Genomic DNA, 18,449 nt, shown 5'->3' with positions numbered 1-18,449 from the left:
CTATATGGTATAATTCTATAAAATGCTGTCACAAAGGATAAAGCTATGTTAGAAAAGATTTTAAAAAAAATAAAAAGTGAAAATTTGATAGAAAACGGAGATAAAATTGTTCTTGGTTTCTCAGGAGGACCAGATTCAGTATTTTTATTAGAAGTTTTAAAAAAGTTAAAAAAAGAGCTTAATTTTGAATTTGTATTAGCTCATATTAATCATCTTTTTAGAGGGAAAAATTCAGATGGAGATGAAGAGTTTAGTCTTTTAAGTGGTGAAAAAATAGGAATACCAGTTTTTATAAAAAAAGCTTCTATGGAAGAGATTGCTAAAGAAAAAGGAATTGGCTTAGAAGAAGCAGGAAGAATAATACGATACGAATTTTTTTCTGAGGTTTTAGAAAAAACAAATGGTAATAAGATTGCAGTAGCTCACAATTTAGATGACCAAATCGAAAACTTTTTATTCAGGCTTATTAGAGGCTCATCTTTAGAAGGATTAGAAGGAATTCAAAATAGAGAAAATATAATTAGACCTATTAATGAGACGTATAAAAGTCAAATTTTAAACTATTTAGATGTGAATAAAATAGAGTATAGAGTGGATGAAACAAATTTTGAAAATGATTTTACTAGAAATAGTATTAGATTAGATTTGATACCTTTTATAGAGGAGAGATATAATACTAACTTTAAAGATAAAGTACATAATCTAATTGAAGAGATAAAAGAAGTAAATGAAATTTTGAAAATAGATTTAAAGAAATATAAAGTTTTAAAAAATGAAAAAGTTGTTTTAAATATTGACTTAATCCTGAAAGAGGAGGATTATATCCAGAGAAAAATAATAAATGAATACTTTAAAGAGTTTTCACTAGAATCATCTAGAGAAAAAATAATAAATGTTATAAAATTATTTCAAAGTTCAGGAAGCAAAAATATACACTTAGAAAAGAACTTTATTTTAAAGAAAGAATATAAAAATATCTGGATAGAGAAGGAAAATATAGATAAATTTGAAAGTATAAATATTGACCTACTACAAAAGATACCGTTTAAAATAAAAGTTAATGACTATATTTTAGAAACAGTTGAGGATCAAAAAAGTTTTGGTAAAAATGAATTTTTAACAAATTTAAAAATAGGTGACATTGTAGAGATTAGATGTCGAAAGGATGGGGATAGAATAAAACCTTTAGGAATGAGTTCTTATAAAAAAGTAAAAGATATACTGATAAATGAGAAAATTCCAAAGGAGATTAGGGGTACAATCCCATTGATAGTTAAAGAGAATGAGATTGTTTGGATTGCAGGAGTAAAAAAAAGCGAAAACTTTAAATGTGAAAAAAATGAAAAAGGAATTAAGCTAATCATAAGGAGGCAAGATGAAGAATAGAGAAGATAATGAAAAAATGGCATTGCATAACTTCATTGAAGAGGAGCCAAAAAAAGATGACGTGCATGATGATGAAGCTAAAAAAGAGAAAGAGGCTAAAGAAGAGGAAGAGAAAAGCCAATTAGAAGAGAGAAAAAGAAAGATTAAAGAGAAGTTAAAAGAGGGAATAGATAAAACTAAACAAGAAAAAGATTCAAACGAATCAAGAGAGATTGGTGGGAAATTCAATCTAAAAGGTTTTGTTATGTTATTATTTATAGTGACTATAATTTTATCGCTTCCAACGATGTTCTCTAAGTCAGATTCTTCAAATGTAAAGACTATTAGTTATACAGACTTTATAAAAGAATTAAAAGATGATAAGCTTGTTAGAGTAGATGAGAGAGAAGGATATGTTTATGGATATACTTCAGAAAAAGATACGACAGCAGTAAAAGCTAGAATGATAACAGATAGATTAGGTGGAGATGCACAACTTGTAAACCTAATTGATAGTAAAACTGTAAAAATAGAGTCATTACCACCACAAGAGTTACCATTCCTATTAAACATGTTAGCATCTTGGTTCCCTATGTTATTACTGATTGGAATCTGGATATTTATGCTTAATAAAATGAATAAAGGTGGAGGTGGAGGACCTCAAGTTTTCAATATGGGGAAATCTAAAGCTAAAGAGAATGGAGAGAATGTATCTCAAGTAACTTTTGCGGATGTTGCTGGAATAGATGAAGCGAAGGTAGAGTTAGAAGAGGTAGTTCAATTTTTAAAAGAGCCGGATAAGTTTAAAAATTTAGGGGCTAAAATTCCTAAGGGAGTTCTTTTACTAGGGTCACCTGGAACAGGTAAAACACTATTGGCAAAAGCTGTTGCAGGAGAAGCTGGAGTTCCATTCTTCAGTATGTCAGGATCAGAATTCGTAGAGATGTTCGTAGGTGTAGGAGCTTCAAGAGTAAGAGATTTATTCTCGAAAGCTAGAAAAAATTCACCTTGTATAATTTTTATAGATGAGATTGATGCTGTAGGTAGAAAAAGAGGAAGTGGTCAAGGCGGAGGAAACGACGAGAGAGAACAAACTCTTAACCAACTTCTAGTAGAGATGGATGGATTTGGAACTGAAGAAACAATTATTGTTTTAGCAGCAACAAATAGACCAGAGATTTTAGATAAAGCTTTAATGAGACCTGGAAGGTTTGACAGACAAGTTGTAGTGGATAGACCAGATATCAAAGGAAGAGAAGCAATTTTAAAGGTTCATTCTAGAAATAAAAAGTTTGCCTCGGATGTAGATTTTGAGATAATAGCAAGAAAAACACCTGGATTCGTAGGTGCAGATATAGCAAATATGCTTAATGAAGCTGCAATTTTAGCTGCAAGAGCCGGAAGATCAGAGATAAATATGGCTGATTTAGAAGAGGCTTCTGAGAAAGTTACTATTGGTCCTGAAAGAAAATCAAGAATGGCAGTACAAAAAGAAAGAATTATTGTAGCTTACCATGAGGTAGGACATGCGATGACTCAAAGATTATCGCCAAACACAGAACCAGTTCATAAAGTGACAATTATTCCAAGAGGAATGGCAGCTTTAGGTTATACTATGACACTACCAACAGAAGATAGATATCTAAAATCAAAAAATGAATTTTTATCTGAGCTTGTAACTTTATTGGGTGGAAGAGCAGCAGAAGAGATTGTATTTGGTGATATAACAACAGGAGCAAGTAACGATATTGAAAGAGCAACAGCAATAGCTCATGCTATGGTAACAAAGTATGGAATGAGTGATAAGTTTGGACCAATAATGTTAGATGCGACACGTGAAGGAGATATGTTCCAACAAAAGCTTTATGGAGAAACAACATCAAAAGAGATAGATGATGAGATCAGAAGATTAGTTTCTACAGCTTATTCTAAAGCTAAAGAGATTTTAACAGAAAATAGAGAGACATTAGAAAATATAACTCAAGCTCTTTTAAGATTAGAAACAATAAATGGTGAAGAGTTAGATCAGATGTTAGCAGGAAAAACTGTTGAAAGATTAGAGCAGGAAAATAGTATTGAAGAAAAAATTGTGGATTTAAAAGAGGAAGAAGAAAAGTTAAAAGAGGAGCTAAAACAAAAAGCATCTCAATCTGTTTTAGATGATTATCAAGGATAACTCTCTAGAAAATTAACTTTACTAAAAATAGAAATTATGTTATAATAATTTTAATCTTTGCTAGGATTTACGATTAAGCCCCGTAAACCTTGGCCTAGATATCAAATATTCAGGAGGAAATAAAATGGCTATAAACAAAGCAGAAATCATTGCAGCATACGGAAAAGATGGAAAAGATACAGGATCTACTGAGGTTCAAGTTGCTATATTAACAGCACAAATCAACCACTTAACAAACCACTTAAGAACTCACAAGAAGGACTTCCACTCAAGATTAGGATTATTAAAAATGGTTGGAAAGAGAAAGAGATTATTAAGCTACTTAATGAGCAAAGATATCGAAGGATACAGAGCACTTATCGCTAAGTTAGGAATCAGAAAGTAATTTTAAAACGAGGAAATTTCCTCGTTTTTTTTTATAACTTACACAGAAAATACAAAATATAGGAGAAGGACATGAAAAAATTTATTGTATTATTGTTATCTATACTTTCGTTGGTTATTTTTTCAGAAGAGATTGATAATTACAATGAAGGTACAGTAAAAGAGGAGTATATAAAGGGGAAAATCTTATACTTAGAAAATACTATAAAAAATAGTTTTAATGAACAAGATGGAATAAAAGAGATAGAGGAGTATAGAGTAAAAATTTTAGAGGGTGAAGATAAGAATAAAGAGGTTTTAGTTCAATCACCTATTTATATAGAAAAAGCTTATAATATCTTTATAAGGGAAGCACAAAATGTGGTTCTTTATAAAGAGAGCAGTGATGAAACCGGAAATACATATTATATAGTAGATATAGATAAAAGAAATTCAATTTTATTAATAATAGGAATTTTTATACTGCTAACTATCTTTATAGCAAAATTTAAAGGTGTAAAAGCTATACTTTCTTTAGTTATAGTCGTTGGAATAATATATAATATTTTTCTTCCGATGATAGCGGATGGGTATTCACCGATTTTGATATCGACTTTATGTGCATTACTTAGCTCGATAGTAACTATATTTTTAACTACTGGTTTTACTCAAAAAGGAGTTGTAGCAATTTTAGGTGCTGTAGTAGGTGTAATAATAGCAGGAAGTATGTCGATGTATTTTTCATATGAAATGGCGATGACAGGATTTGTATCAGTAGAAGCTTTGAACTATTCAACTTTACTTCAAGGAGTAAGGGTAAGAGAGATAATTTCAGCGGGAGTTATACTAGGAAGTATGGGAGCGGTAATGGACGTTTCAATGTCAATTTCATCAGCACTAACTGAACTTAAGACTGTAGCCTCTGATATAACGAAAAAAGAGATCTTTGATTCTGGAATGAGAATAGGTGCAGATATAATTGGAACGATGGTAAATACACTTATACTAGCTTATATAGGAAGCGGAATACTTTCAACACTATTTATATATTTGCAAAAAGAGCAGTTCCCGTTGATTAGGATTTTAAACTTTGAATCTATAGCAGCTGATATAGTTAGAGCCTTTGCAGGAAGTATAGGGATATTAGTAGCAGTTCCAATAACATCATATCTTTGTTGTATTATGTTTACAAAAAAAAATAGCTGAGTTTTCAGCTATTTTTTTATTGTTCTGTTGGAACAAAATTATTTACAACATTCTGCCATAAATTTTCTTTTTTTAATATATATTCAATAAATTCTCTAACAGCTCCATCTCCGCCATTTTTATTAGAGATAAAATTAGAGATAGCTAAAATCTCCTCTACAGAATCTTTTGGAGCAGCAGCAAGTTTGCATTTTTTCATAACAGCTAAATCGATCAAATCGTCACCCATATAAGCAACATTTTCATAAGATATATTGTGTTTTTCTAAAATAGAATTAAGTGTTGCAATTTTATTTTTAATTCCTTGATGAATCTCTTTTATTCCAAGCTCTTCACAACGTTTAGTTACAATATGTGATGTTTTTCCAGTTATAATTGCAATCTCTTTTCCTTGAGCAATAGCTTGAGTGATACCTAATCCATCTTTCACATTAAAAGCTTTCATTTCATCACCTGAGTTTGAAACATAAAGTTTTCCATCAGTAAGGGTACCATCTACATCTAAAACGATAAGTTTAATCATAAAACTCCTCCTCCAAAAATAAAATAAAACTGGAGATGTCTCCAGTTTTATTTCAATAGCATTGATTATAAAGCGTTAACTTTTGCAGTTAATCTAGCTTTCTTTCTAGAAACTGTGTTCTTCTTCATGATACCTTTGCTTACAGCTTTATCTAACTCTTTGTAAGCTACAGATAAAGCAGCCTTAGCAGCCTCAACCTCTTTAGTTTCTACTGCTACTAATACCTTCTTAACCATAGTTTTTACTCTAGATTTTACAGCTTGATTTCTCTCTCTGTTTCTCTCCGCTACGATAACTCTCTTTTTTGCTGATTTTGAATGTGCCAAATCAAAAACCTCCCTTTAATTTTAAATAAAATTTTCATATCATAATAACATAAATAACACTTTATGTCAATATGATTCTAATACCTAGTATGGTATTTCAATTTGACAGGTAAGCATAAAAAGAGACACAATTTGTACAATGGACCTAAGATATTTTATCATATTTTATACGAAAAAAGAAGATAATAAAAAAAATATTTTATATTTTCTCAAAAAAAGAGTATTATATTATAGAAAGAGTTTAGTAAATAAAGAAAGGATAAAAATGAATATAGATGAAAAAATATCTTTAGCTGCGTGTAAGAAAATGAAGTTAGAGATAGAAAAAGTTGATGGAAACGAAGTATTTTTCAGAGGTATTCCAGACGAAGAGGGCATAGTAACAGAGGTTGAGGTATTAGCTAGAGGAAATAGATATTCAGTGCCTGCAATATTAAAGGCAATGAGAAAAGGAGAAGTTATAATTCATAACCATCCTTCTGGTCATTTATATCCTTCAGATCCTGATGTTGAAATAGCTGCAATATATTCAAATAGATTAGATGGAGCTTCATATATTGTAAACAATGAAGTTACAGATATCTATGTGATAGTTGAATTAGTTCAAAGAAAGAATATAAAAATAGATATAAAACCTTACTTTGAAAAAAATGGACTTTTAGCAGGTGTATTTAAAGAGTTTGAATACAGAAATGAGCAGTTAGAGATGGCCGAGGTTATAGAACAGGGATTGAATACAGAAACAAAAGTAATTGTAGAAGCTGGAACAGGAACAGGAAAAACATTGGGGTATTTAATACCGGCTATCGAATGGAGTATAAAAAATAAGAAAAGAGTTGTAATAAGTACAAATACAATAAATTTACAAGAACAGCTTTTAAACAAAGATATTCCGATAGCTAAAAAGGTTATTGCAGGGGACTTTAATTATATGTTAGTTAAAGGAAGAGGAAACTATCTTTGTAATCGAAAGCTACATAATGTTGCAACAGGAGACATTGTAGATTTTGAAGAGTATAGCCAGAGTCAAAAATCTCAATTCAGAGAAGTTTTAAAATGGGGTGGAAAAACAGAGAGTGGAGATAAGGCAGAGTTACCATTTGAAGTAGACTACATAATATGGGAGCACTTCCAAAGTGAAAGTGATATGTGTGCTGGAAATAAATGTCCATTTAAAGCTGAGTGCTACTTTTTAAAGGCAAGAGATGAAAAGAAAAAAGCGGATATTTTAATAACAAATCATCATATGTATTTCTCTGACTTAGCAATAAGAAAAGAGATTGGATTTAATACAGAATATTCAATTCTACCAGAGTACGAGCTTGTTGTTTTTGATGAAGCTCATAATGTTGAAAAAGTAGCAAGAGATTATTTCTCTTATGAAATTTCAAAATATGGATTCACTAAAACTATGAATCAGATATATACAATGGAAAAATCCAAAAAAAGAGGAACAGGGAGTTTAGATGTTTTAATAAATTATTTAAAAACAGCAGATTATGATGGGAAAAAAGGAACGGAGTTAGATTTAGAGAATGATATTAAATTGAAACATCGTAATTTATTTACATCTGGAAGAGCTTATTTTAATTTCTTAATAGAGATTTTTTCAAAAGGACAAATGTCGAGTATAACTTATAGATTAAAGAAAAATGAGTTTGAAAGAGCTGTTTTTTATGAACAGTTGGATAATTTAAAAGATGAATTCATAGCAGATTTATCGGTATATTTAAAAAAGGTAAGAACTATTTTAGCTAGAATAAAAGATTTAGAAGATAAAGAGGGATATATAAGTGATTTTTCTAGATATATAGATAGATTAGATGGATTTTTTGAAAATTTAAAATTTATAAACGCTTTGGATGATGAAAAATTTATTTATTGGGCTGAGGTTAACGGAAAAAAAAGTAATTCAAAATTAGTAGCAACACCTTTAAAAATAGATGGAGAATTAGATAAAAACTTATACACTAATTTAAAACAGATGATTTTTACATCTGCAACGATAGCGATAGGAAATGATTTTTCATATTTTAAAGAAAGTATTGGTTTGAAAGAAAAAACTTTAGAGAAAGTTATTCATTCACCATTTGATTATGATAATCAGATGAAAGTGTACTTACCAAAAGATTTACTGAATCCAAGTGACCCTAAATTTATAGATAGTATCAGAGAGTTTTTAAAAAATTTGATATTGAAAACTTCAGGGAAATGTTTTATACTATTTACTTCTTATACGACATTAAACTATATATACTATATGATAAAAGATGAGTTAGAAGCAGCAGGACTTAACCTTTTAATTCAAGGACAAGCACCTAGGACTCAACTTGTAAATATGTATAAAAATATAAAAAATCCGGTTTTATTTGGAACAGATTCATTTTGGGAAGGGGTAGATATAAAAGGAGAACAATTAAGTTCTGTGATTATAATAAAACTACCTTTTAAAGTTCCAAGTGATCCAATAACTGAGGCTATTATTGAAAATATCGCTCAGCAAAATAAAAATGCTTTTGTGGAATATCAAATTCCAGAATCTGTTATAAAGTTTAAACAAGGTATTGGAAGATTAATAAGAAGTAAAAGTGATCGTGGAATTGTTACAATATTAGACAATAGAGTAATAACAAAAAGCTATGGAAAATACTTTAAAGATGCAATACCTACAAAAAATATAAAGATACTTAATAAAGAAGATGTCTTAAAAGATATTTCTAAAACTTAAAAGGAGTAATTGATATGAAAAAAATTGAGCTGTTTGGTTTGAGCTTAACTTTTAAGATTAACAAGAAAAATGCAGATGATGCTGAATTATATACGAAAGATAATCATTTAAAGGAGAAGATATTCTATCTAATTTTGATGGTTATGGTAATAGTTATTAGCTCAAAGAGTGGCTATATAGTAAATACACAGAAGTATGATATAGGAGATGTAGCAATAAACGATATATACTCTCCGAAGAGTATTCTTTTTAATGATAGGGATAAAAAGCAAGATATTATAAAAAATTTAATGGAAGGTTCAAAAAAAGAGTATATTTATGTCCCTCAAGCAGGCAATGTTTATATATCTGGAGCTGAATATTTATTTGATGAAATCTTGAAAAAAGATTTTAAAAAAAATAAACTCTATTTAGATAGGGTTGAAGATATAATAGGAAAACCATTGTCTCCAAAGCTGATAAATGAATTGACTCAATTAAATAAAAAAGATTTAGCGGATACAAAAGAAAGAATTATAGGTTTTTTAACAAAAGCTTATGCAACGGGAATTATAAGAGAAAAGGGAAGTTTAACAATTTCACCTCCAAATGACGAGTTGTTTTTAGAGTTATCTGATTTTGATAAAAAAATTGTAGAGAATTTTTTAACGGCAAACTATATCTATGATGAAACAAAAACTAAAAATTCGATAGCAGAGAAGATATCTCAGATAGATAATCAAATTTTAGATATAAAAGCTGGAACTTTACTTGTAAAAAAAGGAGATATAATAACAGATAGTAGGGCTAAATTGTTAGAGGCTGTAGGAATATATTCGTACAAAAAAAGTTTAGGGTTTTCAGTTGCAAACTTTTTATATACAATTATTTTAACTGTAATATTTTATCACTTATTAGCAAATAAATTTAAGAAAAATATATTGAATAAAAATGTTTATAGAAGTTTATTTTTAATATATACAATAGGATTTTTAGCATATAGATTTACTCAACCTGATCATATATATGTAGTACCATTTGAAATGATGTTTTTCTTGATGTCAATATTGTTTGCAAAAGATTTTGCATTTATAATGACACTAATGTCAATAACGTTCTTATTCCCGATAGTGGGATATGATCCTATTTTTATAATTGTAACATTCTTAGCTTGTTTAATGGGGTCGTATTTGATAGAAAAAGTTACAACAAGGCAAGAGTTGATAGCGTTAGGAATGAAACTAGCGGTTACAAAATTCTTCTTATATTTATTGTTAACATATTTTATAGGAAGAGAGAAGAATTTAATTGCTTTACAAAGTGGAGAGATAGTTATATCGGGATTGCTTTCAGGTATGTTAGCAATAGCTGTATTACCGTATTTTGAAAAAACTTTTAATATTTTAACTACATTTAGATTGTTAGAATTAGGAGATTTATCACATCCATTATTGAAGTTGTTATCGATGAAAGCACCAGGAACATTCCATCATTCGATGATGGTTGCAACACTATCAGAGGCAGCAGCAGAGGCTATAGGAGCAAATGCTATATTCGCAAGAGTTGCATCTTATTATCATGATATAGGAAAAATGAAAAGACCAAAGTTTTATGTAGAAAATCAAGAGGGGGGAGAGAATCCTCATTCTAAAATCTCTCCATTTTTAAGTACGTTAATAATAACGTCACACACAAAAGATGGAAATGAATTGGGAAGAGAGTATAAAATTCCAAGAGAGATTAGAGATGTTATGTTTGAACATCAAGGAACGACGATGTTAGCATATTTTTATAATAAGGCTAAGCAGTTAGATCCAACAGTATTAGAAGATGATTTCAAATATAGTGGTCCAATTCCTAGAAGTAAGGAATCAGCTATAATAATGCTTGCAGATTCAATAGAGGCAGCAGTGAGGTCATTAGATGAAAAAACACCGATAACGATTGAAAATATGCTAAGAAGAATTATAAACTCTAAGATAGAGGACAATCAGTTGTCAGAAGCAGCTTTAACATTTAAAGAGATAGAAATAATAATTAAAACTTTTACAAAGGTATTGATGAGTATTCATCACGTTAGAATAAAATACCCAGGACAAAAGTAGATAAAGAACAAGGATAAGAGGAGTAGCGATGGAAGTAGTTTTAGATTTTTCTCTAGAAATAGAGGGATATGAGGAGTATATAAAAGAGGATGAGGTGCAACAGTATATCTGTGAGGTTTTAAACGATGAGTTTGAATCAGAAAAACCAGTGTACTTATCAGTAGCTTTAGTAGGAAATGAAGATATTCAGAGAATAAATAGAGATTTTAGAGAAAAAGATAGTCCAACAGATGTAATCTCTTTTGCATATCATGAAACAGAGGATTATATGATTGGTCCATATGATACGTTAGGGGATATAATAATCTCTTTAGAAAGAGTGAAGGAGCAATGTAATGAGTATAATCACTCGTTTAGAAGAGAGTTTTTCTATGTTTTAACTCATGGGATGCTACATCTTTTAGGGTATGATCATATTGAAGAAGAGGATAAGAAAGAGATGAGAGCTAGAGAGGAAGAGATTCTAGGAAAGTTTGGGCATACTAGAGATTAGGGAGGATATTTATGAAAAAAGGGACAAAACAGGATATAACACAGAGCTTTAATGTTGCAATTGAGGGAATAATAGAAACGATTAGAACAGAGCGAAATATGAAGTTTCATGCATTTTGCACAATATTAGTTTTAATGATTTCAATATTTTTAGGTGTTAGTAGAATGGAACTAATTGTATTATCAATTAGTATGTCCCTAGTTTTAGCAGCAGAGCTATTAAATACAGCAATTGAAAGTTTTGTAGATTTAGTGTCACCAGATTATAATCTTTTAGCTAAAAGAGCTAAAGATGTAGGAGCAGGAGCGGTATTTATAGCAGCTACAAATGCCTTGATAGTTGGATATTTGGTATTTCATAAAAGAATAGCTGGTGAATTTGCCAGCTTCTTTGATTTATTAAAAGAATCATATGCAAATGTTATAGTTTTTCTTTTGATATTTTTAGTAATTTTAGTAATATCAATAAAAAGCTTTTTTAAAAAGGGAACTCCATTGAGAGGAGGAATTCCTAGTGGGCATAGTGCTCTTGGTGGAGCTCTATTTGTAGGGATTTTCTTTTTAACAGACGATGTAAGAATTTTTTATCTTTCACTTTTTCTTTTAATTTTAGTATTACAATCGAGAGTAGAAGGAAAGATTCATACTGTATTAGAAACTATAATTGGGGCAGTATTAGGAATGGGAGTTACATATATATTCCTATCAATATTAAAAATTTAGATTATTTGGGAGTGGTATAAAATGCAAAGAGCGAAAGATTATCTATTGCTTAGTGTACTCTCTTATTGTAATTTTTCACAAGAGGATTATAAGAAGAATTTAAATCAAATTTACAGAGAGAACGATTCATTAAAATTAGATAGTGATGGTTTTTATTTTTCAAATTCAAAGACAAGATATTTATTTTATGGTTTCTTTGAAGATATTCTTTCAAACTGGGAGATATTTTATGTAGAAAGTAAAAGAGCTTCAGATTTAGATAAGGATTCAACTGGATTTTATAGTGTCGTTTTTAGAAATGTAAAATATGATACATATGTTATTTCTTATAGAGGAAGTGAAAAATATCCTTTAGAGGATGCATATAAAGATTTTATAGAAAATGACTTAAAGATAGGTCTAGGTGTTAAACCAAAGCAGTTTTATGATGGTTTAGGAGTGTTTAATAAGCTTTATGATGAGTTTAAAATTCCTAAAGAGAAAATATCGATAACAGGGCATTCTTTAGGTGGAGGAATAGCTCAATTTGTAAGTATTATGGTAGATAAAGAAAGAGGTTTTATTCCATATACTTGTACTTGGAATGCAGTTGGTATAAATAGAGATGGGATTATAAATCTTTTAGATTTCTTTAATTATGATAAAATATTGGATAAGTTGCATTTAGATGATATTGAAAGACAATATTTTTTAGAGTTTAAAAATGAGTATTTATCATTTTTCTTGAAAGAGTTAAAAAAAGGGAAAGTTATAAAAGATAATAATACTTTATTATTAACTGGAAATATTGAAATAACACCACAAATAGATGATGGCTTTGTGAAAAGTTTTGTAAAAAGTACAAAATTTGAAAATCTATTGGGAAAAATATCTATCGATACTAAAGATAGATTGCTAGATAATAATAAAGTATTTAATGCTTTATTTAAAGTTGATAACTTAACAGAGGAGCTTTATCAAGCTGATTATTTTATAAGAAGAATAAAAACAAATAAAGTTTACGAGGAGAACATTGTTAATTTTTGTCATTCAGATGATTTAACGGTTTCTCTTTTCCCTCATATAGGAGCAGTTTATCAAGTTGATAAATCTTTCTTAAAAAAAGAGGTCAGAAAAAAAACTATATTTTCTAATTTCCTATTCTTTACAAAATCTGTACAAGAGTATCATTATCAAGATATATTTTTACCTTTTATTGAGGTTGAAGGTGAAAGAGTTGGAATGTTTAGTAAGAATTTATCAATTGGATATTTAGGAACGATAGTTAGAAAAATTTTAACTTTAGAACATTGTGTTGAAAGAGAGTTACTAGCAGATTATTATAGTTTAATATCAATAACAGATGAAAATTTTATAAAGATTAAATCAGGAATTCTAGCTGCGATGAAAAAATGTGGAGATGATATTCTATATAAAAATCAAGCATATAACCAACTTAAAGATATGGATAAGCAAAATTTTACAAGAGTTTGGGAGAATTTAAAGGCAAAATTACCAAGTCCTTATAGAATACAGGATATTTATGATTTAATACTATTTTAATAAAAAAGCCAAAAGATTAACAAAAATCTTTTGGCTTTTATTTTTTTTAAAATTTTTAAATTTAATTAAAAAATAAACTTAAATTTGGTTTTTTTAATTTCTAAATTTCGTTATATAGAAAAATTAGAAAAAATAAAGAGATGTTGTTAAAAATAAAATAAAAAAAATTTTAAAAAATTTTAGTTTTAAAACTTATTTAAAGAAAGTGGTAAAATAAAAAAAATTAAAATAAAGTTATAGAAAATCATTTTTTGTAAAAATAGAAATCAACTAGAAAAAGGTTGTTTTTTAATGGAAAATGAGTTAAAAAAGAAAAAAAGAGATTAATTGTTCTTGTAGTGTAGAAAAAATGTTTTGAAATAGAAGCTATTGACATAAAAAAGAATAAGAGGTATATATAGTCTTAACAATAAAATATATTGAGGAGGGATTGAAAATGTCAAAAGGATTTGCACCAGAACCATATAAAATAAAGATGGTTGAAAATATGGCTATTATGAGTAAAGAGGAAAGAAAAGTAGCATTAGAAAGAGCAGGGTATAATACGTTTTTATTAAGATCGGAAGAGTGTTATATAGATCTATTGACTGACTCAGGAACAAATGCAATGAGTGATGCTCAATGGGCAGGGTTGATGTTAGGAGATGAGGCATATGCAGGAAGTAAAAACTTTTATCATTTAGAAAAAACTGTTCAAGAACTTTTTGGATTTAAATATGTAGTTCCAACTCATCAGGGAAGAGGAGCTGAAAATATTTTATCAACACTGACAATAAAACCCGGAGATTATGTACCAGGAAATATGTATTTTACAACTACAAGATTCCACCAAGAAAGAAATGGAGCAACATTTAGAGATATTATAATCGATGAAGCTCATGATTCACAAATTGATTTGCCATTCAAAGGTAATGTTGATTTAAATAAATTAAAAGCATTGATAGAAGAGGTAGGAGCAGAAAAAATACCATATATTTGTTTGGCAGTAACAGTAAACTTAGCTGGTGGTCAACCAGTTTCAATGGCTAATATAAGAGCAGTTTCTGAGTTGGCTCATAGTCATGGAATAAAAATAATGTATGATGCAACACGTTGTATTGAGAATGCGTATTTTATAAAATCAAGAGAAGAGGGATATGCAGATGTTTCTATAAAAGATATTGTAAAAGAGATGTTCTCTTATGGCGATGGATGTACAATGAGTGGAAAAAAAGATTGTTTGACTAATATTGGTGGATTCTTATGTATGAATGACTATGAGTTATACTTACAAGCAACAGCAACTGTGGTTCAGTTTGAGGGAATGCCTAGTTATGGTGGATTAGCAGGACGAGACATGGAAGCTATGGCAATTGGATTGAGAGAAGCTGTTAATTATGAATATATTAGTCATAGAGTTAATCAAATTAGATACTTAGGAGAGAAATTAGATGCAGCTGGAGTACCAATGGTAAAACCGTATGGAGGACATGCAATATTCTTAGACGCAAGAGCGTTTTTACCACATTTAAGTCAAGATGATTTACCAGCTCAATCTTTAGCAGCAGCTATATATGCAACTTCTGGAGTTAGAACAATGGAGAGAGGAATAGTTTCAGCTGGAAGAGATATAAAAACAGGAAAAAATCATTATCCAAAATTAGAAACAGTTAGATTGACAATACCTAGAAGAGTTTACACATATGCACATTTAGATTATGTAGCTGATGCAATTATAGCTCTTTATAAAAATAAAGAGGAGATAAAAGGGTTGAAGTGGGAATATGAACCGGGTTGCTTAAGATTCTTTACAGGAAGATTTTCTCACAAATAGATAATAGAAATTAAAATACCTTAGATTAAAGATATTGATCTAAGGTATTTTTTATTGTAAAAATATGGAAAATTTGATACTCTATAATAAACAGCTTTTTTATTTTTAGGGGGAGATTTATGTTTTTATCGCCAGGGGAAAAGATATTAAGGTATAGAAAGCATTATAAAATAAAACAAGAGGAATTAACAAAAAATATTGTATCTAAAACTTATTTAGGAATGGTAGAAAATGGTAGAAAAGTTTTAAGTAACAAGATGGCTTTAATTTTTTACAAAAATCTAGAGGAAGCTTTAGAAAGTAAAGGGGAAAAAATAGATATAACTTACGAAGAGTTCGTTGAAAAATCAGAAGCTAAAGCTAAAAAGTACTTAGATGAGATTTTAAAAAAAGAAATTATAGAAAATAAATGGTTAATAGAAGAAGCTATTTTAAAATTAAATAGAGTTGATCAGAAAAAAATTATAATAGAGTTAAGTAATTTATATTTAAAATTAAAAGATGAAAATGAAGCTAGAAGAATGTATGCTAAATTATTTCAAATGGTTTCTGAAATAAAAAAATATGAGCAGGAATTTATAATTTTTTTAAATTTGTGTGAAAAATATGAAAAGTATGAGATAATACTATTACTCTTTAAAAAGTATGAAGAGGATATAAAAAAACTAAAAAAGTTTAATGAGATTTATTATCGATATATATATTCAGAGTATAAATTAAATGTTATTGATACAGAAAATTTAGAAAGTAAAATAAGGATAGCTTTAATAAATTTAAAAAATGGAGAGATAAAAAATAATTATCTGAAAATATTGATAGCAATTTCTAAAAAAGAGGATTTAGATAAATATATATTGATATCTAAAGAAGTTTTAAAACAAACTTCAAATTTAGAGTTTAAATTTGAACTATTGTGTGATTTAGCTCAAACCTCAGTAGTAAATTTAAAATATGATGATTTGAAATTTGTCCATTTAAAATTGAAAAAAATTTATGAGCAGAAGTTAGAGAAAGAGATTAGAAAAAATTTCACTCTTCTATATAATTTAGGAAAAGTTACAGAGATTTTAAATAGAAAAAATGAATCAAGAAAATATTTTATAGAGGCATTAATAATTGGAAAAGGAGTTGAGGTGCCTTTAAGCCAAGTAACAGAAATAATCGATAAGTTATTTGGTAGTTTTGAAAAAAGTGATTATTACTCTTTGTTAAGTATAGAGGAAGAGTATTTAAGAATATTAAAAAATTATGAGGATTATAAACCTGTAATAAAGTTATTACACTATTACAGTAAGAATTATCCTCAAAAATTGGATGAAAAATTTAATTTATTTAGAAACTATTTGGAGTAAAATAGTAAGGAGAGAGGGAAAATGGTAAGAGTAGGAAAAAGACAAACTTTAAAGATTAATAACTTCAGCAGCAAGGGAGCACATTTAGATGCAGGAACAGGAGATGCTAATGATAATATTCTTCTACCAAATAACGAATTAGAAGGAAAAGTATTAGATATTGGTGATGAGTTAGACGTTATGATATACAGAGATTCTGAGGATAGATTAATAGCTACATTTAGAAAAACAGCATTAACAGTTGGAACAATTGGAAAGTTATATGTAACAGATATGAATGAAAAACTAGGAGCATTTTTAGATTGGGGATTAAAAAAGGAACTTTTATTACCTCATGCTCAAATGGATGGAGATGTAAAACCAGGTGATGAAGTTTTAGTTGGAATATATGAAGATAGTAAAGGAAGACTATCTGCAACTATGAAGATATATAGTTTCTTAATGCCAAATAAAGATTATAAGAAAAATGACTTTGTAGAGGGAACTGTTTATAGAATAAATCCAGAGATTGGAATATTTGTAGCAGTAGATAATAGATACTTTGGTTTAATTCCAAATAGTGAATGTTTCAGAAAGTTCTCTGTAGGAGAGGAGATTCAAGCAAGAGTAATCAGAGTTAGAGAAGATGGGAAATTAGACTTAGCTATGAGAGAGTTAGCTTTTGTTCAAATGGATAAAGATGCTGAGGCTATAGTAAGTAAAATGAAAATTTTAAAGACTCACTTCAGATTCAATGATGATAGCTCACCAGAAGCGATAAAAGAGTACTTTGGAATAAGTAAAAAAGCTTTTAAAAGAGCAATGGGAAGACTTTTAAAAGAGGGTAAGATAGAAAAAACAGAGGAAGGTTACTTCAGACTGAAATAACAAAAGGGGATTTTATGGAAGGAAAAACTATACAATCTATCCAAAGAGCAATCGATATAATGAACTGCTTTAATGAGGAGGTTCATGAATTATCATTAAAAGAGATAAGTGAAAAGGTAGGTTTAAGTAAAAGTACTGTTCATGGAATCGTTTCAACTCTTTTAAAAAACTCTTATTTGGAGCAAAGTGAGAAAAATAGTAATTATTCATTGGGACCAGCTTTTATAGAGAAAAGTTTTATTGTGAATGAAGATGTGTTGATTAAAAATGTAGGGCATAAATACCTAGTAAATATATCAGAGGAGTTTTCTGTAACAATAAATCTGTTTATTTTCAAAAGGGAACATCTAAAATTAGTTGATAGAGTACAATCAGATTCGATGTATTATACAATAAGTACATCTGTAACTAAAATTCCATTGAATGCATCAGCTTCTGGAAAATTAGCCTTAGCTTATTCTAAAGATGTAAATATAGATGTTATATTTAATAAAGATTTATTATATAAATATACTAACAGTACAATAATAGATAGGGAAACACTTATTGAAGAGATATATAAAATCAGAAGAGATGGCTACTCTTTAGAAAAATCTGAAGTAGAGTTAGGAATATATTGTATATCAGTTCCTATATTTAAAGTTAATAACGAGTTTGTAGGAACAGCCTCAATAATGGCAACAAGAGAGAAGATGATGCATATTCTTCCACATTTAGCACCGAAAATGGTAGCTATGAGTAAAAAAATATCGTTCGAATTAGGAGCAAGAGAGGAGTTTTAACTCCTCTTTTTTATTTTTTGATTGACAAGAATATAAAAATAGTATATTGTAAATATAACAATTTTTTATTAAAGAACAACGTTCGACAATGTAGAACGAAATAGAGG

15 protein-coding genes are annotated in these 18,449 nt (G+C 28.8%); 13 read left to right on the top strand and 2 right to left on the bottom strand.

Going from position 1 to position 18,449, the window contains the following annotated elements:
* Positions 1-45: 45 nt before the first annotated feature.
* The 4 genes from tilS (at position 46) to Q0O83_RS03815 (ending at position 5,110) form a co-directional block, all read left to right on the top strand.
* On the top strand, positions 46-1,386 hold the full coding sequence (gene tilS, locus Q0O83_RS03830; RefSeq protein WP_294094317.1) for a tRNA lysidine(34) synthetase TilS: 1,341 nt from the start codon (positions 46-48) through the stop codon (positions 1,384-1,386).
* Positions 1,376-3,541, top strand: coding sequence for an ATP-dependent zinc metalloprotease FtsH (gene ftsH / locus Q0O83_RS03825; RefSeq protein ID WP_294094315.1), 2,166 nt, complete (start codon positions 1,376-1,378; stop codon positions 3,539-3,541). Before tilS ends, ftsH begins: the two co-directional genes overlap by 11 nt.
* A gap of 124 nt (positions 3,542-3,665) precedes the next feature.
* Positions 3,666-3,926, top strand: a complete 261-nt coding sequence (gene rpsO / locus Q0O83_RS03820) for a 30S ribosomal protein S15 (RefSeq protein ID WP_047381572.1) — start codon at positions 3,666-3,668, stop codon at positions 3,924-3,926.
* A gap of 71 nt (positions 3,927-3,997) precedes the next feature.
* Positions 3,998-5,110 (top strand): YibE/F family protein, encoded by a 1,113-nt coding sequence (locus Q0O83_RS03815; protein WP_294094313.1) that lies wholly within the window; start codon positions 3,998-4,000, stop codon positions 5,108-5,110.
* Positions 5,111-5,126: 16 nt separating this feature from the next.
* Here the strand turns inward: Q0O83_RS03815 and Q0O83_RS03810 are convergent, their stop codons facing one another.
* Positions 5,127-5,633 (bottom strand): HAD-IIIA family hydrolase, encoded by a 507-nt coding sequence (locus tag Q0O83_RS03810; protein ID WP_294094312.1) that lies wholly within the window; start codon positions 5,631-5,633, stop codon positions 5,127-5,129.
* A gap of 65 nt (positions 5,634-5,698) precedes the next feature.
* Positions 5,699-5,959 carry a 30S ribosomal protein S20 gene (rpsT, locus tag Q0O83_RS03805; protein WP_294094310.1) on the bottom strand — a complete coding sequence of 87 codons (261 nt, stop codon included), beginning with the start codon at positions 5,957-5,959 and terminating at the stop codon, positions 5,699-5,701.
* 265 nt (positions 5,960-6,224) lie between these two features.
* On the opposite strand from rpsT, the gene Q0O83_RS03800 reads away from it, so the two are divergent.
* The 9 genes from Q0O83_RS03800 to Q0O83_RS03760 all read left to right on the top strand — a co-directional run bounded on the left by Q0O83_RS03800 (position 6,225) and on the right by Q0O83_RS03760 (position 18,342).
* Positions 6,225-8,687 (top strand): helicase C-terminal domain-containing protein, encoded by a 2,463-nt coding sequence (locus Q0O83_RS03800; RefSeq protein ID WP_294094306.1) that lies wholly within the window; start codon positions 6,225-6,227, stop codon positions 8,685-8,687.
* A gap of 14 nt (positions 8,688-8,701) precedes the next feature.
* Complete coding sequence (locus tag Q0O83_RS03795; protein WP_294094304.1) at positions 8,702-10,771, top strand: HDIG domain-containing metalloprotein; 2,070 nt, start codon at positions 8,702-8,704, stop codon at positions 10,769-10,771.
* Between the two features lie 28 nt (positions 10,772-10,799).
* Positions 10,800-11,264, top strand: coding sequence for an rRNA maturation RNase YbeY (gene ybeY / locus Q0O83_RS03790; RefSeq protein WP_294094302.1), 465 nt, complete (start codon positions 10,800-10,802; stop codon positions 11,262-11,264).
* Positions 11,265-11,275: 11 nt separating this feature from the next.
* A complete protein-coding gene (locus Q0O83_RS03785) occupies positions 11,276-11,986 on the top strand; it encodes a diacylglycerol kinase (RefSeq protein WP_294094299.1) in 711 nt (236 codons plus the stop codon).
* A gap of 21 nt (positions 11,987-12,007) precedes the next feature.
* Complete coding sequence (locus tag Q0O83_RS03780) at positions 12,008-13,528, top strand: hypothetical protein (RefSeq protein WP_294094297.1); 1,521 nt, start codon at positions 12,008-12,010, stop codon at positions 13,526-13,528.
* Between the two features lie 436 nt (positions 13,529-13,964).
* Positions 13,965-15,341: a tyrosine phenol-lyase gene (locus tag Q0O83_RS03775; protein ID WP_294094295.1), complete on the top strand. Its 1,377-nt coding sequence runs from the start codon at positions 13,965-13,967 to the stop codon at positions 15,339-15,341.
* 119 nt (positions 15,342-15,460) lie between these two features.
* Positions 15,461-16,693: a hypothetical protein gene (locus tag Q0O83_RS03770; protein WP_294094293.1), complete on the top strand. Its 1,233-nt coding sequence runs from the start codon at positions 15,461-15,463 to the stop codon at positions 16,691-16,693.
* Between the two features lie 21 nt (positions 16,694-16,714).
* Positions 16,715-17,560: a S1-like domain-containing RNA-binding protein gene (locus tag Q0O83_RS03765; protein ID WP_294094291.1), complete on the top strand. Its 846-nt coding sequence runs from the start codon at positions 16,715-16,717 to the stop codon at positions 17,558-17,560.
* Between the two features lie 14 nt (positions 17,561-17,574).
* Positions 17,575-18,342, top strand: a complete 768-nt coding sequence (locus tag Q0O83_RS03760) for an IclR family transcriptional regulator (RefSeq protein WP_294094289.1) — start codon at positions 17,575-17,577, stop codon at positions 18,340-18,342.
* Positions 18,343-18,449 lie beyond the last annotated feature (107 nt).

The sequence above is a fragment of the uncultured Cetobacterium sp. genome (assembly GCF_945952365.1).
In the GTDB taxonomy this organism is placed as follows: Bacteria; Fusobacteriota; Fusobacteriia; order Fusobacteriales; family Fusobacteriaceae; genus Cetobacterium_A.
Note: the sequence above shows the minus strand (reverse complement) of the source record. Positions and strands in the feature narration are given on the sequence as shown.

What these genes read in the sequence shown, in the direction of transcription:
- ybeY (WP_294094302.1), top strand. Translation starts at nt 10,800, where the DNA reads ATGGAAGTAGTTTTAGATTTTTCTCTAGAAATAGAGGGATATGAGGAG.
- rpsO (WP_047381572.1), top strand. Translation starts at nt 3,666, where the DNA reads ATGGCTATAAACAAAGCAGAAATCATTGCAGCATACGGAAAAGATGGA.
- ftsH (WP_294094315.1), top strand. Translation starts at nt 1,376, where the DNA reads ATGAAGAATAGAGAAGATAATGAAAAAATGGCATTGCATAACTTCATT.
- tilS (WP_294094317.1), top strand. Translation starts at nt 46, where the DNA reads ATGTTAGAAAAGATTTTAAAAAAAATAAAAAGTGAAAATTTGATAGAA.
- Q0O83_RS03785 (WP_294094299.1), top strand. Translation starts at nt 11,276, where the DNA reads ATGAAAAAAGGGACAAAACAGGATATAACACAGAGCTTTAATGTTGCA.
- Q0O83_RS03770 (WP_294094293.1), top strand. Translation starts at nt 15,461, where the DNA reads ATGTTTTTATCGCCAGGGGAAAAGATATTAAGGTATAGAAAGCATTAT.
- Q0O83_RS03810 (WP_294094312.1), bottom strand. Translation starts at nt 5,633, where the DNA reads ATGATTAAACTTATCGTTTTAGATGTAGATGGTACCCTTACTGATGGA.
- Q0O83_RS03780 (WP_294094297.1), top strand. Translation starts at nt 12,008, where the DNA reads ATGCAAAGAGCGAAAGATTATCTATTGCTTAGTGTACTCTCTTATTGT.
- Q0O83_RS03765 (WP_294094291.1), top strand. Translation starts at nt 16,715, where the DNA reads ATGGTAAGAGTAGGAAAAAGACAAACTTTAAAGATTAATAACTTCAGC.
- Q0O83_RS03800 (WP_294094306.1), top strand. Translation starts at nt 6,225, where the DNA reads ATGAATATAGATGAAAAAATATCTTTAGCTGCGTGTAAGAAAATGAAG.
- Q0O83_RS03775 (WP_294094295.1), top strand. Translation starts at nt 13,965, where the DNA reads ATGTCAAAAGGATTTGCACCAGAACCATATAAAATAAAGATGGTTGAA.
- Q0O83_RS03795 (WP_294094304.1), top strand. Translation starts at nt 8,702, where the DNA reads ATGAAAAAAATTGAGCTGTTTGGTTTGAGCTTAACTTTTAAGATTAAC.
- Q0O83_RS03760 (WP_294094289.1), top strand. Translation starts at nt 17,575, where the DNA reads ATGGAAGGAAAAACTATACAATCTATCCAAAGAGCAATCGATATAATG.
- Q0O83_RS03815 (WP_294094313.1), top strand. Translation starts at nt 3,998, where the DNA reads ATGAAAAAATTTATTGTATTATTGTTATCTATACTTTCGTTGGTTATT.